Source organism: Amycolatopsis sp. NPDC004079 (assembly GCF_040610415.1).
Taxonomy (GTDB): Bacteria; Actinomycetota; Actinomycetes; order Mycobacteriales; family Pseudonocardiaceae; genus Amycolatopsis; species Amycolatopsis halotolerans.
On sequence record NZ_JBEXMH010000030.1, the window covers coordinates 11803 to 35254 of the forward strand.

The 23452-nt window shown below is 71.8% G+C and carries 24 protein-coding genes; 4 read left to right on the forward strand and 20 right to left on the reverse strand.

All coding sequences use genetic code 11. The features are described 5' to 3' along the window. The first annotated feature begins 12 nt into the window (after positions 1 to 12). Complete coding sequence (locus ABZX37_RS27600; protein ID WP_354744284.1) at positions 13 to 1209, forward strand: cytochrome P450; 1197 nt, start codon at positions 13 to 15, stop codon at positions 1207 to 1209. A gap of 10 nt (positions 1210 to 1219) precedes the next feature. Here the strand turns inward: ABZX37_RS27600 and ABZX37_RS27605 are convergent, their stop codons facing one another. Together ABZX37_RS27605 and ABZX37_RS27610 are read right to left on the reverse strand one after the other, a co-directional pair. Further along, entirely contained in the window at positions 1220 to 2686 is a 1467-nt protein-coding gene (locus tag ABZX37_RS27605) for an aldehyde dehydrogenase family protein (RefSeq protein ID WP_354744286.1), read from the reverse strand. Between the two features lie 31 nt (positions 2687 to 2717). Then, positions 2718 to 3014 (reverse strand): acyl carrier protein, encoded by a 297-nt coding sequence (locus ABZX37_RS27610; protein ID WP_354744288.1) that lies wholly within the window; start codon positions 3012 to 3014, stop codon positions 2718 to 2720. Positions 3015 to 3203: 189 nt separating this feature from the next. On the opposite strand from ABZX37_RS27610, the gene ABZX37_RS27615 reads away from it, so the two are divergent. Further along, the gene (locus tag ABZX37_RS27615) at positions 3204 to 3950 is read left to right on the forward strand and encodes an alpha/beta fold hydrolase (protein WP_354744289.1); all 747 of its coding nucleotides are present in this window, start codon (positions 3204 to 3206) and stop codon (positions 3948 to 3950) included. On the opposite strand, the gene ABZX37_RS27620 is transcribed toward ABZX37_RS27615, so the two are convergent. Genes ABZX37_RS27620 through fabG form a run of 15 tightly spaced genes read right to left on the reverse strand, consistent with a single transcriptional unit; the run spans position 3947 to position 18198 of the window. Next, the gene (locus ABZX37_RS27620) at positions 3947 to 4993 is read right to left on the reverse strand and encodes an acyl-CoA dehydrogenase family protein (RefSeq protein ID WP_354744291.1); all 1047 of its coding nucleotides are present in this window, start codon (positions 4991 to 4993) and stop codon (positions 3947 to 3949) included. The genes ABZX37_RS27615 and ABZX37_RS27620 overlap by 4 nt on opposite strands. A 5-nt stretch (positions 4994 to 4998) precedes the next feature. After that, entirely contained in the window at positions 4999 to 6150 is a 1152-nt protein-coding gene (locus ABZX37_RS27625) for an acyl-CoA dehydrogenase family protein (RefSeq protein WP_354744293.1), read from the reverse strand. Beyond that, on the reverse strand, positions 6147 to 8912 hold the full coding sequence (locus ABZX37_RS27630) for a cytochrome P450 (protein WP_354744295.1): 2766 nt from the start codon (positions 8910 to 8912) through the stop codon (positions 6147 to 6149). The genes ABZX37_RS27625 and ABZX37_RS27630 overlap by 4 nt, the downstream gene beginning before the upstream one ends. An 18-nt stretch (positions 8913 to 8930) precedes the next feature. Further along, on the reverse strand, positions 8931 to 9665 hold the full coding sequence (locus ABZX37_RS27635) for a class II aldolase/adducin family protein (protein ID WP_354744297.1): 735 nt from the start codon (positions 9663 to 9665) through the stop codon (positions 8931 to 8933). A gap of 23 nt (positions 9666 to 9688) precedes the next feature. Beyond that, a complete protein-coding gene (locus ABZX37_RS27640; RefSeq protein ID WP_354744299.1) occupies positions 9689 to 10393 on the reverse strand; it encodes a DsbA family protein in 705 nt (234 codons plus the stop codon). Continuing rightward, a complete protein-coding gene (locus ABZX37_RS27645; RefSeq protein ID WP_354744301.1) occupies positions 10390 to 11304 on the reverse strand; it encodes a thioesterase in 915 nt (304 codons plus the stop codon). Before ABZX37_RS27645 ends, ABZX37_RS27640 begins: the two co-directional genes overlap by 4 nt. After that, positions 11301 to 12113, reverse strand: coding sequence for an alpha/beta hydrolase (locus tag ABZX37_RS27650; RefSeq protein ID WP_354744303.1), 813 nt, complete (start codon positions 12111 to 12113; stop codon positions 11301 to 11303). Before ABZX37_RS27650 ends, ABZX37_RS27645 begins: the two co-directional genes overlap by 4 nt. Then, positions 12110 to 12916: a beta-ketoacyl synthase N-terminal-like domain-containing protein gene (locus ABZX37_RS27655; RefSeq protein WP_354744305.1), complete on the reverse strand. Its 807-nt coding sequence runs from the start codon at positions 12914 to 12916 to the stop codon at positions 12110 to 12112. The genes ABZX37_RS27650 and ABZX37_RS27655 overlap by 4 nt, the downstream gene beginning before the upstream one ends. After that, a complete protein-coding gene (locus tag ABZX37_RS27660; protein WP_354744307.1) occupies positions 12913 to 14007 on the reverse strand; it encodes a beta-ketoacyl synthase N-terminal-like domain-containing protein in 1095 nt (364 codons plus the stop codon). Before ABZX37_RS27660 ends, ABZX37_RS27655 begins: the two co-directional genes overlap by 4 nt. Next, entirely contained in the window at positions 13985 to 15079 is a 1095-nt protein-coding gene (locus ABZX37_RS27665; RefSeq protein ID WP_354744309.1) for a beta-ketoacyl synthase N-terminal-like domain-containing protein, read from the reverse strand. Before ABZX37_RS27665 ends, ABZX37_RS27660 begins: the two co-directional genes overlap by 23 nt. Further along, entirely contained in the window at positions 15076 to 16281 is a 1206-nt protein-coding gene (locus ABZX37_RS27670) for a beta-ketoacyl-[acyl-carrier-protein] synthase family protein (RefSeq protein WP_354744311.1), read from the reverse strand. The genes ABZX37_RS27665 and ABZX37_RS27670 overlap by 4 nt, the downstream gene beginning before the upstream one ends. A 3-nt stretch (positions 16282 to 16284) precedes the next feature. Next, positions 16285 to 16539, reverse strand: coding sequence for an acyl carrier protein (locus ABZX37_RS27675; RefSeq protein ID WP_354744313.1), 255 nt, complete (start codon positions 16537 to 16539; stop codon positions 16285 to 16287). Between the two features lie 9 nt (positions 16540 to 16548). Next, on the reverse strand, positions 16549 to 17061 hold the full coding sequence (locus ABZX37_RS27680; protein WP_354744315.1) for a beta-hydroxyacyl-ACP dehydratase: 513 nt from the start codon (positions 17059 to 17061) through the stop codon (positions 16549 to 16551). Continuing rightward, positions 17054 to 17464: a 3-hydroxyacyl-ACP dehydratase gene (locus ABZX37_RS27685; RefSeq protein ID WP_354744317.1), complete on the reverse strand. Its 411-nt coding sequence runs from the start codon at positions 17462 to 17464 to the stop codon at positions 17054 to 17056. The genes ABZX37_RS27680 and ABZX37_RS27685 overlap by 8 nt, the downstream gene beginning before the upstream one ends. Further along, positions 17461 to 18198 (reverse strand): 3-oxoacyl-[acyl-carrier-protein] reductase, encoded by a 738-nt coding sequence (fabG, locus tag ABZX37_RS27690; protein WP_354744318.1) that lies wholly within the window; start codon positions 18196 to 18198, stop codon positions 17461 to 17463. The genes ABZX37_RS27685 and fabG overlap by 4 nt, the downstream gene beginning before the upstream one ends. A 223-nt stretch (positions 18199 to 18421) precedes the next feature. Here fabG and ABZX37_RS27695 point away from each other — a divergent pair, with 223 nt between their 5' ends. Both ABZX37_RS27695 and ABZX37_RS27700 read left to right on the forward strand, forming a co-directional pair. Beyond that, complete coding sequence (locus tag ABZX37_RS27695) at positions 18422 to 19390, forward strand: ribonucleotide reductase (RefSeq protein WP_354744319.1); 969 nt, start codon at positions 18422 to 18424, stop codon at positions 19388 to 19390. Between the two features lies 1 nt (position 19391). Continuing rightward, the gene (locus ABZX37_RS27700; RefSeq protein WP_354744321.1) at positions 19392 to 19856 is read left to right on the forward strand and encodes a hypothetical protein; all 465 of its coding nucleotides are present in this window, start codon (positions 19392 to 19394) and stop codon (positions 19854 to 19856) included. Positions 19857 to 19861: 5 nt separating this feature from the next. On the opposite strand, the gene ABZX37_RS27705 is transcribed toward ABZX37_RS27700, so the two are convergent. From ABZX37_RS27705 to ABZX37_RS27715, 3 genes are read right to left on the reverse strand one after another with little or no spacing between them, the layout of a single operon-like run. Then, positions 19862 to 20905, reverse strand: coding sequence for a methyltransferase (locus tag ABZX37_RS27705; RefSeq protein WP_354744323.1), 1044 nt, complete (start codon positions 20903 to 20905; stop codon positions 19862 to 19864). A gap of 46 nt (positions 20906 to 20951) precedes the next feature. Beyond that, the gene (locus ABZX37_RS27710) at positions 20952 to 22172 is read right to left on the reverse strand and encodes a CaiB/BaiF CoA-transferase family protein (protein WP_354744325.1); all 1221 of its coding nucleotides are present in this window, start codon (positions 22170 to 22172) and stop codon (positions 20952 to 20954) included. Positions 22173 to 22176: 4 nt separating this feature from the next. Then, positions 22177 to 23346, reverse strand: a complete 1170-nt coding sequence (locus tag ABZX37_RS27715; protein WP_354744327.1) for a steroid 3-ketoacyl-CoA thiolase — start codon at positions 23344 to 23346, stop codon at positions 22177 to 22179. Positions 23347 to 23452: the final 106 nt, after the last annotated feature.

Consider the following 23452-nt stretch of genomic DNA (forward strand, 5'->3'; position numbering starts at 1 on the left):
AGAGGAGCGACCATGACGGACGTTTCGCTGCTGCCCAGATTCGATCCGACGGATCCGGCCCTGCTCGACGACCCGTACCCGATCTACGCCGCGCTCCGCGCCGCCGGGCCGCTGTCGCGCGGCGCGCCCGGGCAATGGGTGGTGCACCGGTACGACGATGTGCGGGCAGCGCTGCGGGACCGCCGGCTCGGCGCTGAGTTTCCCGCGCGCTACCAGGAGATCTCCGCCGGCACCGGTCCGAGCTTTTCGTTCCGCCGCCGGATGGTGCTCAACCTCGACCCGCCCGAGCACACCCGGATCGTGCGGATGATGTCCAAATCGGTCTACAGCAACCTTTCGCACGACGGGATCCGCGTTCTGGTCGACGACCTGCTGGAGCACGCGCTCGACCGCGGCGAGCTGGACGCCATGGCCGACTTGGCGCTCCCGCTGGCCTCGACGGTGATGTGCGAGCTGATCGGCATCCCGCAGATCGACCGCGACCAGCTGCGGCAGCGAGTGCTCGACCTCGGCGCCGCGTTCATCCCGTACGTCCCGCCCGAGCGCCGGGACGCCGTCGACGAGACGGTGACCTGGCTGCGCGGCTACCTCAGCGAACTGCTCCGGCAGCGCCAGCGCGACCGGCGGGACGATCTGCTGTCCAACATGGCGCAGCTGCAAGCCGACGGTGCCGAGCTGACAGACGAGGAAGCGGTGGACCACGCGGCCTTCCTGTCCTTCGCCGGGTTCGAGACGACGGTCAATCTGATCGCCGCCGGATGTTCCTTGCTCGCCGGCGATCCGGACTCCTGGCGGCTCCTGCGCGCGGATCCGGCGCTGGTGCCCGGGGCGGTCGAGGAGATGCTGCGGTACGAGTCGCCGATCCAGATGACCGGGAGGTTCGTGCGCGAACCGGTCGAGGTCGGCGGCCGCACGCTCCGGGCGGGGCGCATGGTCCTGCTGCTGCTCGCGTCGGCGAACCACGACGAAAGCAGGTTCCCGGAACCCGGGCGGTTCGTGGTGGACCGGGATCCGAACCCGCATCTCGGCTTCGGCGGCGGCGCGCACGTGTGCCTCGGCGCGCAGCTCGCCCGGGTCGAGGCGCGGACGCTGTTCGGCAGGCTGGTCGAACGGGTCGCCGAACTCGGGCAGCCGGGACCGCTCGAACGCGACCGGCGGCCGGTGTTCCGGGGCATCCGCCGGGCCCCGGTGGTGGTCCGCCCGGCCTGACCGGAAGGGGTCAGAGGGCGGTCCAGACGTTCTTGGGCCGGGTGAACTCGCGGATCCCGGCCGCCCCGCCGACCCGGCCGTGCCCGCTCTGCTTGGTGCCGCCGAACGGCATCGAGGGCGGGATCCCGGCGAACCCGTTGACCCAGACGTTCCCGGCGTGCAGGGCCTGGCTCACCCGGTGGGCACGGCGCACGTCGCCGGTGTGGACATAGCCGGCGAGGCCGTAGGGCGAGGCGTTGGCCAGTTCGATCGCCTCCCGTTCGGTCTCGAACGGGAGGAACGACAGCACCGGTCCGAAGATCTCGCACTGCGCCAGCGGACTCTCGTTGTCCACGTCGGCGAAGACGGTCGGCTCGACGAAGTACCCGCCGGCCAGCTCCCCGTCGAGCCGCCCGCCGCCGCTGACCAGCCTGCCGTGCCCGGCTCGTCCGGCCGCGTCGATCGTGGACAGGATGCGCAGGCAGGCGGCCTCGTCGACGACCGGGCCCATCGAGGTGCCGGCGGCGAACGGGTCGCCCATCGGGATGTGCCGCAGGCGGCCGCTCGCGAGCCGCAGCACCTCCTCGTAGACCGCTGCCTCGACGAGCACCCGAGTCCCGTTCGCGCATCCCTGGCCGCTGTTGATCACCAGCCCGGCCAGCGCCTGGCGCGCGGCCATGCCGAGGTTCGCGTCGGCGAAGACGAGATGCGCCGATTTGCCGCCGAGTTCGAGGCCGACCGGCGTGAGGTTGTCGAGGGCCGCGGCGAGGACCTTCTTCGCGGTGGCGCCGCTTCCGGTGAAGTGGATCTTGTCCACCATCGGGTGCCGGACCAGCGCGTCCCCGCCCTCGGGCCCGGCCGGAACGACGTTGACCACGCCCGGCGGCAGACCCGCCTCGAGGCACAGTTCGCCGATGCGCAACGCGGTGAAGGGCGCGCGTTCGGGCGGCTTCAGCACCACCGTGTTGCCCGCCGCGATCGCCGCTCCGGCGATCTGCGCGAGGGAGACCATGGCACCGTTCCACGGCACGATCACGGCCACCACGCCGTACGGTTCCGGCAGCGTGTAGTCCAGAGCGCGCGAGGGCCAGGTCTCGATCAGGTCCCCGGCGAGTTTGTCGGTCCAGCCCGCGTAGTAGCCGAAGAAATCCGCGGCGGCGACCGGAAAGGACGCGGCGAATCGTTGCGGCACCGAGGTTTCCAGCGTCTGCAGGGCGCTGAGAGTTTCCGCGTGACCGGTGACGAGCTGGGCGAGCCGGAACAGCGCCGCGCGTCGCTCGTTGGCCGGCATCGCGCGCCACCGGGGCAACGCGCGGCGGGCGGCGCGCACGGCGGCGTCGATCTCGTCCGCGCCGGACAGCCGGACCTCGACCGTCGGGCGGCCGGTCGCCGCGTAGACGTGCTGATAGCTGCCGCCGCCGGTGCTGTGCAAGCGTTCCCCGCCGATCAGCGCGGCGGGGCCGGGCAGCACGTCCAGCGGGGGCTCGGTGATCGGCACGAAGCGCTCCTTTCCCGCGCCGGCGCGATGCTCAGCCTTGCGGGTTCTCCGACAGCATCCGCACCACGATGTCCTCGACGTCTTTCACCGTGGTGATCCCGCGCGCGGTTTGCTCGTCGATCGGCTGCAGGTCGAATTCGTCCTCCAGCGTGAACGCGAGTTCGAGCAGCGCCAGTGAGTGATAGCCGAGCCCTTCGATCAGCACGGTCTCCGGCTCGCAGCTCTGGTCTGATTCCGGCGCCATCGACACCACGATTCCGCGGATCTGCTCGCGCAGTTCGTTTTCGGAGCGATTCTGCACGCCGGTCGAAGTGGCCGAGTCGGTCATGTTCTTTCCTCCAGAAGGGGCCCGCCTTGCCTAGCCTGCGTCCAGGCTAATCCGTTCCGCGCCCGAGGCAGGAATGCCGAATTCCCTTTTCCGGGAGCGTGAAGAATCATGACTCGGGCCACCCCGCCGGCCGGCGGGAACTGCGAGACTGGCCGCACGCGGACGAGACGGCGTCGGAGGGCGTTCCGGATGGACTTGGCGGGCGACTGGCTGCGGATCTACCGGCCCCGGCTGCGGGGCGGGATCCGGTTGGTGTGCTTTCCCCACGGCGGGGGCAGCGCGGCCTTCTTCCGTCCGTGGCTGCGGGACCTGCCCGACGAGGTCGAACTGGTCGCCGTGCAGTACCCGGGCCGCGCCGACCGGTTGTCCGAGCGGCCCCGCCACGAGCTGGCGCCGCTGGCGGCCGAGGTGGCCGGTGCGCTGCGCCGGTACCTCGACCGGCCGATGGTGCTGTTCGGCCACAGCCTCGGCGCGGCGGTGGCCTTCGAGGTCGCTCGCAGGTTGCGCGGCCGGGTCCGGCTGCTCGCGGTGTCCGGACGGCAGCGGCCCGCGGTCGCGGGTGTCGTGCACCGGCAGCCCGACGAAGTGGTGTGGAACGAACTCCGGCGGCTTGGCGGCACGGACGCCGAGCTGCTGGAGAATCCCGAGCTGCGGGCGATGATGCTGCCTGCGCTGCGCGGCGACTACGCGATGAGCGAGACCTACCGGCCCGGCACCGGAAAGGTCGACTGCCCGGTGCTCGCCTGCGTCAGCGACGCCGATCCGGAGGTCGGGGTGCCGGCCGCGCGGGCATGGGCCGAGGCGACCGGATCCGATTTCGAGCTGAAAGTCTTTCCCGGCGGCCATTTCTACCTCGTCCCCGAGCAGTCCCGGGTGATCGCGGAAATCCTGCGCGCCTCCGGCGTCCGGTCGGTGCTCTGGTCGGCCACGCCTTAAACGCCGAGTCGTTCGGCAAGCACCGCGCGCTGGGCGACCGGACCGCCGAGCAGCTGGGCGCCCGCTCGCGCGCGCCGGTAGTGCAGCTGGGCGTCGTGCTCCCAGGTGAACCCCAGCCCGCCGTGCAGGTGCACGGTATCCGCAGCGATCCGGCAGTAGGCATCGGCGGACCGGAGTACGGCCACCCGCGCGGCGACCGGGGCTTCGGCGGGCAGCAGATCGGCGGCGCACGCGGCGTGCCAGGCCGCGGCCTCGGCGAGCTGCGCGGTGACATACATGTCCGCACACCGGTGCTGCACGGCCTGGAAGGACCCGATGGGGCGGCCGAACTGCTCGCGGCGGCGCACGTGCGCCACGGCGAGGTCCAGACAGGCGGCGGCACCGCCGATCTGTTCGGCGGCCAGCAAGATCGCGGCCAGGTCTTCGATCTCCTCGACCAGGCGCGCGGGGTCGGCGGCGCCCAGCCCGCGCGCGGGAACGCCGGACAGTTCGAGCGCGCACGCCGGGCGGGTAGGATCCATTGTGGACAGTTGAATCCGGGTGAGCCCGGGACTCTCGCCGGGCACCAGGTACACGTCGCGGGCTCCGGGCACCAGCAGGACTTCGGCAGCCGCGCCGTGCGGCACCAGACGGACCCGGCCGTGCAGCGCACCGTCCCGTTCGGACACCTGCCCGCCCGGAGCCCAGAGCACCAGCGACCGGCCCGCCAGCAGGCCGGGCAGCAACCGGTCCCGGTCGGCGCCGCGCGCGAGCGCCCGGGCCGCGAGCGCGGCGCCGAGAAACGGCACCGGTGCCAGCGCCCGGCCCAGTTCGGTCGCCACCACGGCGAGTTCCCGGACTCCGCCGGGGAATCCGCCGTATCCGGCGGGGATCCCAGGGCCGAGCACGCCCAGTTCCCCAGCGAGCCGTTGCCACAGCGGACGGTCCCATCCCGGCGGTTCCGCTATCACCTCGCGCATTCGGGCGCTGGGGCAGTCCGCGCGGAGCAGGCCGCGCAGCGTGTCGCCGAAGCTTCGTTGTTCCGCGGTCGGCAGGAGATCCATGGTTTTCACCGTCCCTTCGGCAGTCCGAGCACGCGTTCGGCGATCAGGGTGCGCTGGATTTCGTCGGTGCCGCCGGCGATCCCGGTGGACAGCGCGACGGCCATCGCGGTACCCCACCGGCCGCCGTCCGGGTCGTCGGCGGGCCAGCTGACCGCGTCGGCGCCGAGAAGCTCCGCGGTCAGTTCGGCGGCGAACCGGTCCAGCTCGGCCCAGGCGAGTTTGGCCGCCGAGCCGCGGGCCCTGACCGGGCGACCGGCCCTGATTTCCTGGTCCAGCCGCACCCGGAACAGTTCGAGGGCCCGCTCCCGCGCCGCGAACTCGGCCAGCCGCTGCCGGGTGTGCGCGTCCGCCGGCCGCCCGGCCCGCCGGAGGGCGTCGGCGAGCCGGCCGAAGGTGACGCTGCCCCGGTCGGCGCGCAGCCCGGTGCTGGTGCCCCGGCGCTCGTGCTCGAGCATGGACATCGTGGCCGCCCAGCCGCCGCGGAGTTCGCCGATCACCTGGCCCGCGGGAACCGCGACGTCGTCGAGGAAAACCTCGTTGAACACCTCGCGGCCCGCCATGTCGCGCAGCGGCCGGACGGTGACGCCGTCCGCGTGCATGTCCACGATGATCAGGCTGAGCTGCCGGTGGCGGCGCGTCTGTCCCGGTTCCGGAGTGCGGGCCAGGAGCACCCCGAAGTCGGCCCACTGCGCCCGGGAACTCCAGATCTTGTGCCCGTTCACCCGGAAACCGCCGGAGTCGACGGCGGCGGCCGTGCAGGACACCGCGGCCAGGTCCGATCCCGCGCCGGGTTCGGACAGCAGCTGGCACCAGATCTCGTCCCCGCCGAGCAACGGCGGCAGGTACCGGCTTCGCTGCCGCGGGGTGCCGAGGTCGAGCAGGGTGGGGCCGACCATGCTCAGCCCGATGGCGAACGGTTCGGTGGGCAGGCGGTGCCGCCCGGCCTCCTCGTCGAAGATCCGCCGGTGGCCGGTGTCGAGGCCGCGGCCGCCGTACTCGGCGGGCCAGTCGATCCCGGCCAGCCCGGCGCGGTGCAGTTCGCGCTGGAAGCGCCGGGCGGAGGTCAGTTCGGGCACGTCGTCGCGGAAGGCGGCGGCGGCGGTCGCGGCGTGCTCGCGCAGCCAGTCGCGGACGTACGCGCGAAACGATTCGGTCATCCGGCCCGCCCGCGGCCCAGCCGGATCGGCAGCGACTTGATCCCGTTCATGAAGTTCGACTCGAGCCTCGCCGCCGGTCCGGCGGGCCGGAGTTCGCGCAGCCGGGGGCGCAGGAGTTCCAGCACGGTGGCGATCTCCAGCCGGGCGAGCGCGGCGCCGAGGCAGAAATGCGGGCCTACCCCGAAGGCCAGATGGGGGTTGGGGGAGCGGCCGACGTCGAACCGGCCGGGTTCGGCGAAAACCGTCTCGTCCCGGTTGGCCGAGACGTAGTACAGCACCACCTTGTCCCCGCCCGGAATCGGCTGTCCGGCCACCGTGACGTCCCGGGTCGCGGTGCGCCGGAACTGCATGATCGGGGTCGTCCAGCGCAGGATCTCCTCGGTGGCGGCGGGCACCAGCTTCTCGTCGGCGGCGAGCCGGTCCCGCTCGGCGGGATGCTCGAACAACGCCTGCAGGCCGCCGGAGAGGGCGTGCCGGGTGGTTTCGTTGCCCGCGACCACGAGCAGCATCCAGAACTGGCCGTACTCCTGCTCGGTCAGCCGGCGCCCGTCGACCTCGCTGGTGACCAGCAGGCTGACCACGTCGTCCGCGGGGTTCCGGCGCTTTTCCTCGGCCACTTCGAGCGCGTACCGGATGGCTTCGGAGAAGGTCGCGCGATAGACGTCCACGTCGCCGCCGCCGAACTCCGGATCGTCGAATCCGACCAGCCCGTTGCTCCACCGGTACAGCAGGTGCCGGTCGGCGCGCGGGATGCCGAGGAGATCGGCGAGGACGACCAAGGGCAGTTCAGCGGCCAGATCGCGCACGCCGTCGAATTCCTCGCGCGTCAGCGCCTCGCGCACGATCCGGTCTGCGTTGCGGCGCACGGATTCCCGCACCGCGCGGACCGCGCGCGGGCCGAAGGCGGCGCTCACCAGCTTGCGCGCGCGGCTGTGTTCCGGCGCGTCCATGTTCACCAGCAGCCGCCGTGTCCGCTCCAGTTGTTCCGGTGTGCTCGGATCGGCGAGGAACGCGCCGCGCGCGGCCGAGGAGAACGTTTCGGGCGCGCGAGAGGCCGCGGCGACGTCGGCGTGCCGGGTGAGGGCCCAGAAACCGCTGCCGGCCGGACGGCCCGCCCTGGCCGGTTCCTCGACCCACGCGACCGGCAGATCGCGGCGCAGCCTGGCGAATTCCGCGTGCGGCACCCCGTGCGCGAATCCCGCCGGATCGGCCAGCGGATGCCCGGCGTCGCGCGTGTAGCGGTCGGTGAGCCGCGCGCGACGCAGTTTTCCGGTCTGCTCGCGGGGAATCGAGTCGACGAGCCGGAACCGGCGGGGGACCTTGAACCCGGCCAGATGCGCGCGGCAATGCCGGTCCAGCGCCTCGGGCACCTCGTCCTCCCGGCCCGGTTCGGCCTGTACGAGCGCGAGCAGCCGTTCGCCGAATTCCTCGTCCGGCACGCCGAGGACCGCGGCGTCGGCCACCGCGGGATGCCGGAGCAGCACCGCCTCGATTTCGCTGGGATAGACGTTGACCCCGCCGGTGACGATCTTCTCCGAGGAGCGTCCGGTGAGGAACAGGAAGCCGTCCTCGTCGAGGAAACCCTCGTCGCCGTAGGTGAAAACCCCGGGTTCCAGATGCGCGGCGGCGGTCTTCTCCGGTGCGTTGTGGTAGCGGAAGTCTTGTTCCGCCGGCCGGCGCAGGTAGATCCGGCCCGGTTCGCCCGGCGGCAGCGGTCGGCCGGCCGGATCCGCGACGAGCAGTTCGTTCGGCGGGATCGGCTTGCCGACGCTGCCGGGTTTGCCCAGCCAGGTCTCCGAGTCGATGAGCGTGGCGATGCCGCCCTCGGTCGCCGCGTAGTACTCGGTGAAGACCGGGCCCCACCAGTCGATCATGCGGCGCTTCACCTCGACCGGGCAAGGACCGCCGCCGTGCCAGACCCGGGTCAGGCACTTCGGGCTGAACCGCGCGCGTTCGGGTTCGGGCAGCCGCAGCAGCCGGACGAATTGGGTGGGGACCAGATGGCAGCTGCCGACCCGTTCGGCCTCGATCGCGCGCAGCGTGTCGCTCGGCGAGAAGCGTTGGCGCAGGATGAGCCGGTTTCCGGCGAGCAGCGGGAACATCGAGAAGAACAGCTGCGCGGAGTGGTGCCAGGGCCCGACCAGCAACGCCGGGCCCGCGCCGGCGAATCCGAGCCTGGAGCCCAGCCGGTCGACCAGCGCGGCCACCCGGGCCAGCGGCGCGCCGAGCGTGAACAAGCCGTTGACCACGCCCTTGGCCGCCCCGGTGCTGCCCGAGGTGTACAGCAGCACGCCGCCGCAACGCTGGTCTTCCGGTTCCTTGTCGTCCACAGTGGACAGCAGCGGTTCGGCCGCGGCGAACCCGGCGGTTTCCCCGGCCCCGGTCACCAGCCGGGCGGCCGGGGCGACGCCGGTGCGGCGCACGGCCTCGGCGGTCGCCGGTGCACAGGCTGGATCGGCGAGCACGCCCTTGGCCTCGCAGTCGCGCAGCAGGTAGCCGATCTCTTCGGCGGTCAGCTGCCGGTTGACCGGCACCGCGACGATGCCGGTGTGCAGACAGGCGAGCACCGCCGCGAAGGTGTCCCGGCCGTTGCCGGTCACCATGGCCAGCCGGTCGCCGAGCCCGAGTCCCTGCCCGCGCAGCACCGCCGCCCAGCGGTTGACCCGTTCGTCGAGGGCGGGCCAGGCGAGCTCGCCGGTCTCGTCGCCGAGCGCGGCCGTGTCCGGCCGGAGTTCGGCGAAGCCGCGCAGCAGTTCGGCCATCGGGATCGCGCCTCCTGATCAGTCGAGCAGATCGGGTTGTTCGTGGACGATGTGGTCGTAGAGCGGCCGGAAGTTGAGCCGGGCGAGGTCGTGGCTGCCGATCTGCGCGCGGGTTTCCCTCGCCCGCTCCGGATCGATGAGCACCGGGGCGCCCGCCGCCTCGACGAGCAGCTGGGCGTGGCAGCAGCCGTCCATCGACATGAACCACCAGGCGGCCTCTTCGACGGTGTGCCCGACGGTGAGCAGCCCGTGGTTGCGCAGGATCGCGGCCTTGCCGCCGCCGAGGGCGCGGGCGATCCGGTCGCCCTCGGCGGTGTCGAGCACCACGCCGGCGTAGTCGTCGAACACGACGTGGTCCTCGAAGAACGCGCAGGCGTCCTGGCTGATCGGGTCGAGCGGCCTGCCCAGTGCGGACCAGGCCCTGCCGTGCAGTGAGTGGCTGTGCGCCGCGGCGACCACGTCCGGGCGCGCGAGGTGGATCCGGGAGTGGATGGCGAAGGCCGCCGGGTTGATCTTCCGCTCGCCCTCGACCACCCGCCCGGTGTGGTCGACCAGCAGCAGGTCCGAGCAGCGGATCCGGCCGAAGTGGACGCCGAACGGGTTGACCCAGAAATGGTCGTCGAGGATGGGGTCGCGTGCGGTCAGGTGCCCGGCCGCGCCCTCGTCGAAGCCGTACGCGGCGAACAGCCGGAGCGCCGCGGCCAGACGCTGGCGGCGGCGCAGCCGTTCCTCTTCCGGGGTGCGCTCTCGCATGCAGCCCGCCTTTCCCCGCGGTTTCAGCCGCAGCCGCCCGCGGTGTCGGTGTCGTAGGCGCCGACCGGCACCTGAGCTTCCACGAACTGCACCCGGTCCGGCGCCGGCGAGGACGAGGCCGCGGCGCGGTACTCGGCGACAAAGCCCTCCAGCCGGTCGAGACCCCAGAAACGGTGCCGGCCCAGCCGGAAGTACGGGATGCCGAAGATATCGTCAAAGTAGGCCGCGACCAGGCAGTCCGCCGCCTCGTCGCGGATGCTCGGATCCTTGGTCGCCCCCGCGAGCAGCGCGCCGTCCAGCCCGATCGACGCCGCCAGTTCGGCCACCGCCTCGAGGGTGCAGACGTCCCGCCCGTGCCCCCACCGCGCGTCGCACACCGCCCGGTAGAACTCCTGTGCCGCGCCGAGGCGGCGGGCCCGCAGCCAGGCCAGGTGCGGCACCTCCCACCACGGGTCGCGGTCGACCGGCCAGCGCATGGAAAGCCCGAGCCGCTGCGCCTGGCGCTTGGTGTCCTGCAGGATGTAGAGGTGCTTGGCCTTGCTCATCTGCACGTAGTGGAACTCGGCGTCGCGTTCGGCCAGCATCTCGGCGGTGCACGGGTCCGGGTCCCAGAACGGGATGAATTCGAGGGCGGCGAAGGCGTCCGGGATCTCGTCGAGCAGCCGCTCGATCGCCATCCAGCTGAACGGGCTGCGGAAGGAGAAGTGCACCCGGGGCCTGCCCTTCACGATCGGCTCCCGGTCAGCGCGCCGAGCACCCCGGGGTCGAGCCGGGCGAGCGTGCCCGCCTGTTCGCCGCGGCTGATCGCGTAGCCGTGCTGGATTCGCGCGGCGGCAACGCGCAGCAGCCGCGGGCCGCGGCGCACGTAGCAGTCCATCGTGGCGTCGTAGGTGGTCTCCTTGAGCACGTCGCGCACCTGGAACGCGGTGTGCACGATCTCGTCCATATGCGCGTCGGCGGTGAGGGTCACCCGCGCTTTGGAGACCACCGGGATCCAGCCGCGCTCGGCGAGCATCCGGCTGACCGACAGGCCCCGCGAGTGCAGGAACCGGTCCACCACGTCCTCGAGCGTCCGGACGTAGGCCGAGTGCTGGACGCGGTCGGAATAGTGGCAGTACACATAGGACGCGCGGAAGGAATGGCGGAAGGCCGGGGCGAGCAACGCGGAAACCTCCTCGTCCGTTCCGGCCGGATGCTCGACCCGCTCCGCGAGATCGTCCACAGCGGACACCGCGAGCGGAGCCAGCTCGGCTGGCGGCGGCCGGTCGCCGGGGGCGTCGCGTTCGCGAACCAGCGCGACAGTGAGCTTGCCGCGCAGCGCCACCTCTTCGCCGCCGGCCCGGCGCACCCGCAGTCGCACGGCGAACCGGCTCGGCGTCTGCCGCCGCACCTCGGCGGCGACCGAATCGTCCACGTCGAGCACTGCGGGCAGCAGCACCGAGGAATCCACGATCTCCAGCCCGAGGCCGTGCCGGTGGTAGAGCGACCCCGGGGCGAAACCGTTCTGCCGGAACCATTCCAGCACCGCGTCCTCGGCGAGGTACATGAAGTGCTTGAAGCCGATCCAGGTGCGGATGTTCGCACCCTCGTAGCGCGGCCGCGCCGTGGCGGTGATGGCGCGTTCCTCGACCGTGGTCATCGGGTTCCGTCCTTTCGTGCCAGGGGCTCGGCCGGCCCGGAGAGGCTGTCCTCGACGAACTCGACGACAGCCAGTGCGAGATCGTCGGCTTGCCGTACGTGGCAGAAATGCTCGTAGTGCTCGCGCATCCGGAGGGTCGCGCTGGGCATGCGCGCGGCCAGCGATTCGGCCCGGGCTCCGCTCAGCGCCGGATCGCTGGCGCCCGCGGTGATCAGGGTCGGCACCGTGACCGGCTCGAGCGCCAGTTCGGCGCTGTCCACGAACTGCTCGAAGAGGGCGAGGAAGCCGACCGGGCCGATCCGGTCGATCATCTTCCGCGCGATGGACCGGCGCAGTTCCCCGGAGACGCTCGCGGCGCGCTCGCCGAGCCGCACCGTGAGACTTTCCCGGATGACCTGGTCGAAGCTCTCCTGGGAACGTTCGAACGTCCGCCAGGTCACCGCGAGTTCCGGTTCGCGGACGAACGGGGCGATGGCCACCGCGGCCCGCGCGCGTTCCCCGCCGGGCAGGGTCAGCCGCTGCAGGACCGCGTTGGCGCCGAAGGAATGTCCGATCAGCACGTCCGCCTGGGCGCCGAGCAGGTCCTCCGCGCGGCGCAGCCAGGCCCCGCCGCAGGCCTCGCGGCGCCACCGGTAGTCGTTGCCGCCGCGCCAGGGCAGGTCGGCGGCGGCGATCCGCCAGTTCGCGGGCAGCCGGTCGCGCAGCGGCAGCCAGCTCCGCCAGTGGTCCTCCATCCCGTGCGCCAGCAGCACGACGGGGCCGTCTCCGTCGGGCGCGCCGAGTTCGTGCAGACCGATCGCGGAGTTCATCGCGGCGCCCCGTGAACCTCGGCGTCGCCGGTCTGCCGCGGACAGGGGAGGTTCGCCGTCCGGGCCACGGTGACCGCCAGTTCCAGCACGCCTCGTGCGCCGTAGGTGTCGGCGGCGAAATCCTCGTCGACTGAGGGTGCGGGATCTTCCGGCAAGACCATGATCGGCTCGTGGGCGTGGTCAGCAGGCCGCAGCAAGACCGCGGCCGCCGCGGCGCGCAGGACACGCCCGGGGCGGCTCGCCGCATACAGGGCGGCTGCCACCGGGTCGGACGGCTCGCAGCCCACCACGACGACCTGCTCGGCACGGTTGGCGCGCAGCAGCCGTCCGCCGATCGCGAGCGCGTCGAATCCGCTGCGCTCGCCGGAACACACCAGCAGATTCGGGCCGCCCCAACGGAACCACATCCCGACAGCGCTGGCGACGACGTTGCTGGACGCGTTCGGCGCCTGCAGCGGGCTCACCTCGTGGCCGCCGCGCGCGCGGACCGTGTCCGTCACTTCCCTGACCAGGCCGACGTTGCCGAGGTTGCAGCTTGCGACGACCGCCGTGCGCGGATCCGGCGGCCCGGCCGGCCGCGGCGCGCGAGGCGGCCGGCGCAGCAGCCGGTGCACCGCGCAGAGCGCGAGCCGGGTGGCCTCGTCCTTGTAGAGCAATCCCTTGCGGCCGAGCAGTTCGTGGGCGCGACCGGCCGGTTCGGCGGGGGAGGAGCCGAGACCGGGAGCCAGTGTCGCGCCCGCGACGCCGGGGAGGTGCACACTCCACGCGGCGACCCCTGCCCGCTCCGGACCGGCCGCGGTCATGCCGCCGCCTCGAGCAGGGTCACCGCGTTGACCCCGCCGAACCCGAACGCGTCCACTTGTGCCAGCCGGGCGCTCGCCGGGATCGCGCGGTCGCGGACGAGGCGCAGCGCCTCCGCTTCCGGGATGGGGCGGCGCAACCCGGCGATCGGCGGCACCACGCCTTCGCGAAGACAGCGCAACGCGACGTCGAGGCTGTGGAGGGCGGAAGCGCCCGAGGTGTGCCCGATCGCGCCTTTCAGCGCGGTGACCGCCGCGCCGGGCAGCAGGCCGCTCAAGACGGTGGCCTCCGTCGGATCGTTGAGCGAAGTGCCGGTGCCGTGCGCGAAGACCAGTTCGACATCCCCGGGTTCCCGGCGGGCGCGGCGCAGCGCGTCCTCCATCGCGCGCCGGATTCCGGCGGCGTCCGGAGCGGTTTCGTGGAACGCGTCGCAGGACAAGCCCGTGGACAGCACCCGGCCGAGGCCGCCGCCGCGGCCCTCCCCGGCCAGGACCAGGGCCGCCGCGCCTTCGCCCAGGAGCACGCCCTGACGCTCGACGTCGAACGGGCGGATCCGGTCGGCGGGCCGGTCGGCGACCCGGCCGATCATGCTCAGCATGGACTCGGTCATCCCGTCGGCGCCGCCGACGATCACGATTTCCGCGTCGCCGAGTTCGAGCAGATCCAGGGCCAGCGCGAGCGCGTGCCCGCCGGCGCTGCACGCGGCGGACACCGTGAGCACCGATTCCAGCCCCGGGGCGACCTCGCGCAGCGCGCTCTCGAAGTGCAGCCGTTCGGCCGGGACCTCGCGGGAGCGTTCGACCTCGTGCAGTTCCCGCAGCCCGGTGCCGACGATCGCGGCGGCGCGGTGTTCGTCGAGCCGGAGGCCGGAGGCGGCGACAGCCTCGGCCACGCAGCGAGCCAGCCAGTGCGTCGCGCGAAACGGCCGTTCCGGGTCGTCGAGGACGTGGTAGCCGCGGCTGACGTTGAGCCGTTCCGGAGCTCCGCAGCGCAACGGGCCAAGGCCGTCGCGGCCGTCGAGCAGCGCGCGGAAGGTGGCTTCGCCGTTGCCGAGGCAGGTGCGCACCGCGCTACTCAGAATCGCTGCCGGCACGGCTCCACCCCCTCAGCACGGCTGCGGCCATCCCGCCGTCGGCGTCGTGCGCGACGAGCAGGGACCGTCGCCCGTCGCGGCCGGGGTCCTCCCGGTGCAGCGCGAGCACCGCGGCGGCCTGCAGGGCTCCGCTGGCGGCCTGGCATTCGCCGAGAAGTTCGTTGACGTCAAGGCGTTCCGGTCCCCGGGGGCCCAGTACCGCGTCCAGTTCCCGGTCCTCCGAGGTGCCGGAGGTGACTACCAGATCGAGTTCGTCCGGGCGCGTCTCCGCGAGGTCGAGGGCCTGCCGGAGGCAATTCGCGACCACCGCGGACGCCTCCGCGCCACGCGACTGGAACGCCGTGGCGACGCTGAGGACCTCGGCGTCCGCGGGCCGTCCGCGGGCTTGGGCGTCTTCGGCGCGTTCCAGGGTGAACACCGCGGCGCCCTCTCCGGCCGGACTGGAACCGTCGGGGTGCAGATGGTGGGCGAGCCACGCCGACAGCGGGCTCAGCTCTTCGGCCGCGCCGGCGAGCATGGCGTCCACGGTCCGGGTGCGCAACGCGTTCGCGGCGTAGCGCAGCACGTTCAGGAAGGTCGTGTGCCCGCCGGCGACGGTGGTGTTGGCACCCTTGAGCCCGAACCAGATCGCGGCCTGGCCGCTGGCGCAGTTGATCACTGTGTTCGGGAACAGCACCGGGTTCACCAGATAGGGCTTCTCCTGTTCCAGAGTTTCCCGGCTGTAGTCGCTCGTGGAACGAAAACTGCCCAGGGTGGTGCCGAGTGTGATGCCGACGCGGTGCCGGGACGAGTCGTCCAGCGGGAGCCCGCTGTCGCGCAGCGAGGCGCCGCAGGCGGTCAGCGCGAACGCGGTGACCCGGTCGAAGAAGCGGGTTCCCTTGCGGCCCAGCGCTTCCCGGCGGTCGAACTCGCTGAGGACATGCGGGGTCGGCCGCGGCAGCGCCGCGCCGTCGAGCTCGGCCACCGGCTCCCGGGAAGGTCCGGCACCGTCGCGAAGGCACCGGGTCCACGCCTGGTGGTCGAGCCCCGCCGAACTGAGCCCGCCCCAGCCGGTCACCACGATGCCGGTCATGAGCACGCCCCCAGGATCGTGATCGCGTTGTTGCCGCCGAAGGCGAACCCGTTGTTCTGCACGATCCGCACCTTCGCCGCCCGCGCGGTGTTCGGCACCGGATCGAGACCGCCCAGCTCCGGATCCGGGGTGTGCCAGTTGATGGTGGGCGGCAGGAAGCCGTAGGCGATGGCCAACGCGCTGGCGATCGCGCCGAATCCGCTCGCCGCGCCCATGGTGTGGCCGAGCATCGATTTGATCGAACTGATCGGCGGCATCCGCGCGCCGAACACCTCGGCCGCCGCGCGCGCCTCGACCGCGTCGTTGGTCGGCGTGCCGGTGCCGTGCGCGCTGATGTAGTCGACCTCGGCCGGTTTGACTCCCGCGTCCCGGTGCGCCAGGCGCATGCACTCGGCGATCGTCTCCGCGTGCGGGGCGACCATGTGGTTGGCGTCGCAGTTGATGCCCTTGCCGAGCAGTTCGGCGTAGATCCGGGCGCCGCGCGCGGTCGCGTGGTCGAGTGTCTCCATCAGGAGCACGGCGCCGCCCTCGCCGGTGATGATGCCGGAGCGGTTGAGGTCGAACGGCGAACAGGCGTCCGCGGTGAGCGCGCCGAGCCGGTAGAAACCGGCGTGCGCCCACCGGCACACCGAATCGGCGCCGCCGGCGAACATGACGTCGGCCTCGCCGTGGGCGAGGCAGTCGTAGGCATAGGCGATGGCGTAGTTGCTCGCCGAACAGGCGGTCGCGAGCGTCAGCGATTCACCGGTCAACCCCAGTTCCTCGCACACCGCGGCGGCGAGACGCCCGGCGGGAGCCTGGGCGAACAGCTCCCCGGGGACGGCTTCGAAGGAGTTCTCCAGCAACTGTCCGGTGATCGCCTCGACCACCTGGGACTCCCCGCTCGTGGTGCCCAGCACCGCGCCGCCCCGGCCGGCGCGGATCTCCCCGGCCGGCAGCCGGGCGTCGTCGGCGGCCAGCCGCGCGGCGGCCGCGGCGAACTGGCTCGACCGGCCCCAGCGGTCCGGGACGAGCCGCCGCAGCAGCCGGTCCGGGGCGAAGCCGGGGACCTCGCCGCCGTTGACATGCGGGAAACCGCTCGGGTCGAAGCTGGTGATGCGGCTGATCCCGGACCGCCCCGCCCGCAGGGACCGGCGGAACGCGCTCGCGCCGATCCCGATGCTGGACACGGGGCCCAGCCCGGTGATCACCACCCGGTGCACGGCTCAGGCCTGCCATCCGGCGTGCCGGGCCAGCACGTCGTACACCTGCCGCAGGTTCCGCATCTCGGCCAGCTCGGACTGCGGTATCTCCACTTTGTACTTCTTCTCGATGCGCGCGAGGATCTCGATGGCGCGCAACGAATCGCCCTCGTACTCGTCGACGAAGTCGCCGGTGTCATCGAGTTCGCCGGGCTCGAGTTCGAGCACCTCGGTCACGATCTCCCGGAGCTCGCCGAGCCGGTCGGTCACGTGTGTCATCTCTTGCTCCTATCGGGTCGAACTGTCGATCGGCAGGCCGCCGGGCGCGGGCAGCCGGCTCGCCGGTCTGGTGACCGCGGCGAAAGAACCCATCCGCGCGATGCGCCGCCGCCCCGCCCAGGTCTCGCCGGTCGCGAACGCGGTGCCGGGCAGCACATGGTCGAGCCGCACCTCGTGCCGCAGGACATCGCCGGGAAAGGCGCTGCCCTCGAACTCGCAGTCGCGGGCCACCGCGAACATCAGGACTTCGTCGGGCTCGCGTGCCTCTTCGCCGAGCAGCCACAGCACCGCGGCGGCCTGGCCGAAGGACTCCATCAGCAGCGAGGTCGGGTACGCATAGCCGGACGCGGGGGTGCCGGCAGGCAGTTGGGCGAAGCATGGCTCGCAACCGGAGATCGCCTTGACGGCACTGAGCGACGCGCCCGGGACGTGGTCGAGCACCTGGTCCAGCAGCACCACCGGCCAGCCGTGCGGCAACAGCGCGCGGATCGCGTCGTGGCCGAGGCGGGGGAGTTCAGCCATCGCGGTCACCGGCGCGGCCGAACTCCACGGACAGGGTGGCGACCTTCCGGTCGTCGCGGAAACAGCGGGCGCGCACCTCGAAGACAGCCCCCGGGCGTTCCGGTTCGACCATCGCGTCGACGCGCACGGTGTGCCCCTCGAAGACCGGGCTGAGGCATCGGATGGAGCGCACGCGCCGGATCCGCGGCAGCGCGCCGTCGTGTGTCTCGAGCACAGCCTGGTGCAGGGTTTCCAGCAGGAACAGCCCGGGGTAGATGGTCAGCCCCGGGAAGTGGCCGCCGAGATAGGGATCGGCCGCGGTGACGAGCTTCCAGGCGCGGACGAGCCGCCCGCCGGCCGCGACCGGCTCGATTTCCAGCCGGTCCACCGCGCGCAACGGCCGGGCCAGGTCAGCGGCGGTCACAGCGTCATCCCGCCGTCGACCCCGAACACCTGACCGGTGATGTATCCGGCGCGTTCGGAGGCCAGGAACGCGACGAGTTCCGCCACGTCGGCCGGCGAGCCGAAACGCCGCAGCGGAATCTTCGCCAGCGCCTGATCGCGCTTCTTCCCGGAAAACTCGTCGGTCATGTCCGTCTCGATGAAGCCGGGGGCGACCACATTCACGCGGACGCCGTATCCGGCGACCTCTTTCGCCAGGGATTTGCTCATCCCGATCAGACCGGCTTTGCTCGCCGCGTAGTTGCTCTGGCCCGCGTTTCCGTACAGCCCGGCGATGGACGACATGTTCACCACCGTGCCGCGGCGCTGTTTCAGAAAGGCGAATACCGCGGTCCGGCAGAAATTCCAGGAACCGGTGAGATTGGTGTCGAGAACGGTCCGCCAGTCCGTTTCGGACATCAGGACCAGCGACCGGTCCCGGTGCACGCCGGCATTGTTGACCAGCACCTCGGGCGTCCCGAGTTCGGCGGACGCGGCACGGAACCACTCCTCGACCGCGGCGGAATCCCGTACGTCGCAGGGTGCGAAATAGGTGCGTACTCCCAGTTCCTCGATTTCGCCCCGGGTCTTCTCCGCCCGTACGCCCGCGGCGGTCGAACACCCGGCGACGTGGTAGCCCTCGCGCGCGAGGCGGAGGGCGACACCGCGGCCGATGCCCCGCGAGGCACCGGTGACGATCGCGAATCGTCCTTGCACAGTGTCCCTCCAGACCAGTCGTTCTCCGCGCACCGCAAGGAAAAACGGTCGAATTCGCGGTGATTCCGACTGTAACGAGCGGCGGGAGAAGCCACCAAGGAGCGAATCCGATCGTCATATGGGCGGCGCCTGTTGTCATACGTCGAACCCTGTGGGGTCGCGAACGCATGGCCTAACGTCGTCGGCGGGCGAGCCGAGAAGACGACGGCCGGGTGGGAGTCCGATGAGCGAACCGGTGACCCCGGCCGATCCGCGCGCCGCGCCGGAGAGTTCCGGGCTCGGCCGCCTCGCCGAGGTCGACATCGACGACATGCTCGGCTATCTGCACCGGGACCTCAAGAACCTGCCGGACTACCCGGCGCTGTACCGGCGATACCTGCGCCAGCGGTGGGATGTCTACGAACTGGACTTCACCGCCGACCGGCGAGACTGGACCGACCGGCTGACCGAGGCCGAGCGCACCGCCTTCCTGTCGGTGGCCGCCGGATTGCACCACGGCGAGCGGCAGGTCGAGGCGGAGCTGCCGGTGTTCCTGCTCGGCGCCGGCGAGGAAGAGAAAGTTTTCCTGGCCAGCCAGCTCGAGGACGAAGCGCGGCACACGGTGTTCTTCGACCGCTTCTGCACGGAGGCGGCCGGGTTGCCGGGCGAGAACATCCTCGCCGTGCTGGACACGACGTTCGGGCGAGTCGCGGAGACGTTCGCCGGTCCGTTCGGGCTGCTCGCATACCAGTCCGACGAGCTGCGGCGGCGGCCGGACGACCAGGCGGCCCGGGTGCGGTTCGGCACCACGTACTTCCTGTGGATCGAGGGCGTGCTCGCGCTGTCGGTGATGAAAGTGACGCTGAGCTTCTGCCGGAACCGGGGAGTGCTGCCCGGGTATCGCGCGGGGTTCACCGCGGTGTGCCGCGACGAGGCCCGGCACGTGCAGGCGGGGATGCGTTTCCTGCGAGACAGCGTCGCCCGCGATCCGGCGACGGCGGTGGAACTGCATCGCACCCTCCGGGTGATCTTGCGGCTGGCCGCGGCGGCCAGCAGGCACTTCGACTACGAACCCCTCGGCTGGACCGGCGAGGAGGTCCGCCTGCTAATGATCGGGCAGTTGCGGAGAAAGCTCCGCGACGTCGGAATCGCCTTGCCCTTCGACCTTTCGCTGCTGCTGGACGCGGTCCAGCCGGAACTCGCCGGAGGCTGAGATGCGGACCCAACCAGGTGTCGCCGCTTTCTTCACCGCTGACTGGGCCTGCCGGGTGTGCGCGGCCGTCGACGCCGGACCCGGTCCGGAGGACCGGTGCCGGGCGGTGCCGAGCTATTGGGAGTGGATCGACCGCGCCCGGGCAGGCTTCCGCGCGCGCTGGGCATTCGGGGTGCGCGACGACGAAGGGCGCGGTTTCCTGCTGCTGCACTGGGATGCGGGCAGGTGCGTCCGCGGCGAGATCGTGGACCGGGAGGCAGCCGAACAGGCGGAGTACCTGATCACGGCGACGGCCCAGGGCTGGCGGGAACTCTTCGCCGGGTACCCGCCGGCCCGCGCGGTGATGTACCGGATGTTGTTGCTGGAACGTGGTTGCGTGCTCGGCTTCTTCCGCGTGCTGTACCTGTTCGTGGAGTCGATGGCCTGTCTGCTGACCGTGCCCACGGCGTTCGAGCCGGCCGCCTGACGGGTTCAGACCGGCCTGGCCTCGATGATGCTCGACATCCGCAGGCCGCTCCACCGGGTCCGCACCGCTACGATGTCCGAGACCGCGAAGCCGTTGTCACGCAGGAGTTTCCGGTACTCGGTCTCGGTGCGTTCGCGGCCGCCGGTGTGCACCAGCATGTTGACGTCGCTCCCGGTCGCCATCCGGCTCTCCGCGGACGGTTCGGCCGATTCCGGGCGGAGCATTTCGACCAGGAGCAGCACGGCGTCCGGCGGCATCGCCTCGCGGCAGTTCGTCAGGATCTTCCCGCTGCTGCGGTCGTCCCAGTCGTGGATGACGCTTTTCAGGACATACGCGTCCGCGCCGGAAACGACGGAGGTGAAGAAGTCGCCCGGAACCGGTTCGAGGCGATCGCGTACCGGGCGGCCGCGCAGCTTTTCCCGCGCCTGGTCGATCACGTGCGGCAGGTCGAAGAGGATCCCGCGCAAGTCCGGACACGATTCGAGGATCGCGGTGAGCAGGGCGCCGTGCCCGCCGCCCACGTCGGCGACCGTGCCCAGCCCGGAGAAGTCGTAGGACTCGGCCACCTGGCGGGCGACCCCGGAGGCGAAGAACGTCATCGACCGGTCGAAGACCGCGGCTTCCGCTGGATTCGCCGCCAGGAACGCGAAGACATCGGTGCCGGTCGCCTCTTCGAAGCCGGACCGGCCGGTGCGCACGCTGTGCTCCAGCGCGTTCCAGCTGCGTTGCTGCCACGGCGTGGCGAACTGCAGCACGACATCCCGCAGCGAATCTTCCGCGCCTGCGCGCAATCCGTCGCCGATGTCGGTCAGCGAGAAGGCTCCGGATGGTTGTTCGTCGAGCACCCCGGCCGCGACCAGCAAGCGCAGCAGCCGGAGCAGCGCGGCGGGATCGGCGTCCGCTCGGCGGGCCAGCTCGCCGTATTCGACGGCACCGGCGGCCAGTTCGTCGGCCAGGCCGAGCCGCGCGGCCGTGTAGAGCGCGTTGGCCGCGTAATATCCGGTGGCCAGCTCGAACAGGCGCAGGCGTGGTGTCGGATCGGCGGTCATCGTTCCTCCTCGCTCCGCTCTGACCGTCCACATGAGACCGGGCGGTTCAGATCGCCCGTCGCTCCCGGAGCCGGTCCTGCTCCCGGTCGCTCAGCCCGATGCCACGCAGCACCTCGCCGGTGTCCGCACCCGGGCGCGGTGCGGCGCTGCGGACCCCGGTCGGGGTGCCGGAGAACTTGACCGCGGGCCCAGTCAACGGCGCGCGCTCGCCGGTGCACAGTTCGGTGTCCACCAGCATGTCCCGGGCGCGGACATGGGCGTCCGCGGCGACCTCGCCGAAGGTGCGGACCCGTTCGGCGATCAGCCCGGCCGCGCGGAGCGTATCGACGACATACCGGGCCGGATGCCGGGCGCACCACTCGCTCACCACGGCGTTCACCTTGTCCCGGTGCTCCCGGCGGTCCTCGTTGGTCGCGTAGCCGGCGGCCCGGGCCAGTTCCGGGCGCCCGATGACCTCGGCGAACTGGCGCCAGTGCTTGTTGAGCGTGATCACGAGGTAAATGTCGGTGTCCGCACAGCGGAAGAGCCCGGCTGGGACCGCGAAGTCGGTCTCGTTGCCCCATCTGCGCGGCGTGGCGCCGGTCGCGCCGAGGGTGAGGAAACCCGAACTCTGGAACAGCAGGGAGTCCAACATGGACACATCCACGTGCTGGCCCTCGCCGGTGCTGTCCCGATGCCGGAGAGCGGCGAGCGCGCCGAGCGCGCCGTGCAACCCTGCGAGGTCGTCGGCGAGGAAGGTCGGCGCGCGGACCGGACCCCCGTCGGCGTCGCCGTTGAGCGACATCCACCCGCTCGCGGCCTGGGTGATGGGGTCGTAGCCCGCTCGGTCGGCGTCCGGCCCGTATTGGCCCCAGCCCGAAATGGACACGAAAACGAGGTCCGCGCGCACCTCGCGGCAGGCGGCGTAGCCGACGCCCCAAGCGTCGAGGGTGCCCGGCTTGTAGTTTTCCAGCACGACGTCGGCGGTGGCGACCAGTTTGCGGAACACCGGGCGTGCCTCGGGCACCCGCAGATCGAGCCCGACGCTGCGCTTGTTGCGGTGAACGGTCTCGCGGAACCAGGACAGGCTGGTGCCGGGGATGTGCGGCGGCAGCGTGCCCTCGCGGTTTCCGGGCATCTCCACCCGGATCACCTCGGCGCCGAGGTCCGCCAGCACGCAGGCGGCCATCGGCCCGGACCACACCTTGGTGACGTCGAGGACCCGGACGCCGTGCAGGGGACCGGTCCGATCGGTGCGCGCGTGGCGGTAGAACTCGTCGGCGTCCATCGGGTCAGATCCGCTCGAGCAAGGTGCCGGTGCCCAGGGAACCGCCGCAGCACATGGTGATCCAGGCGTGTTCCGCGTCGATCCGCTCCAGTTCGTGGAGGGCGGAGGCGATCAGCCGTGCCCCGGTGGCGCCGACCGGATGCCCGAGCGCGATCGCGCCGCCGTGCACGTTAAGCCTGCCGGGGTCGGCGCGGAAGGCCTTCGCCCAGTTCAGCACGACCGCGGCGAAGGCCTCGTTGACCTCGTACCGGGCGATGCCGGACAGGCTCATCCCGCTGCGTTCGAGCATCTTCCGGGTGGCCGCGACCGGTCCGTCGAGAAGGTAGTAGGGATCGGCGCCGGTGACCACCATATGCCGGATCCGCGCCCGGGGACGCAGCCCGAGCGCGGCCGCTTTCTCCTCGGACATCCACAGCACGGCCGCGGCGCCGTCGGAGAGCTGCGAGGTCGTCCCCGCGGTGTGCACCGCGTCCGGAACGTTGGGCCGCAGGGCCGCCAGTCCCTCCAGGGTGGTCTCGCGGATGCCCTGATCATGGCGCACCTGCCGGGTGGCGCCGGTGGGCTTCCCGTCCTCGTCCAGGACCGGAGCCTCGATGGGCACGATTTCCCGATCGAAGATCCCGGCGGAGCGCGCCTTCGCCGCTTTTTCCTGGGACCACTGGCCGAACTCGTCGACGTCGGCCCGGGTGAAGCCCTCCCTCGCAGCGATGCGCTCGGCGCCGCCGAACTGCGCCTTGGGCGGGTCGTCCCAGGGGTAGTCGGCGGTCTTGTAATGGCCCGGCCCTTGGTAAAGATTGGCCCCGAGCGGCACCCGGCTCATCGACTCGACCCCGCACCCGATGCCGACGTCGACGGCCCCGCAGGCGATCAGCCCGGCGACCATGTGGTTGGCCTGCTGCGCCGAACCGCAGGAAACGTCCACAGTGGAGCAACCGACCCGGAAGTCGGCGCCGGTGTTGAGCCAGGCGTTGCGGGTGATGTTGAGGCTTTGCTCGCCGGCCTGGGTCACGCATCCGCCGACGATCTGGTCCACCTCCTCCGGTTCGAGGCCGTTTCGCCGGATCACTTCGAGCTGGACATGCCGGAGCAGCTCCACCGCCTTCAGCCCGGCGAGTTCGCCGTTGCGCTTGCCGAACGGCGTGCGCAGCGCGTCGATGATCACGGGTGTCCGCATTCGAACTCCTCGGCAGGGGACACGGCGGTTTCCGACGCTACCGGCGGCCGAGGAGCGGCGGGAGTTCTCGGCTATGCATATTCGCCCGGCGGGCAAGGCCGCCGGG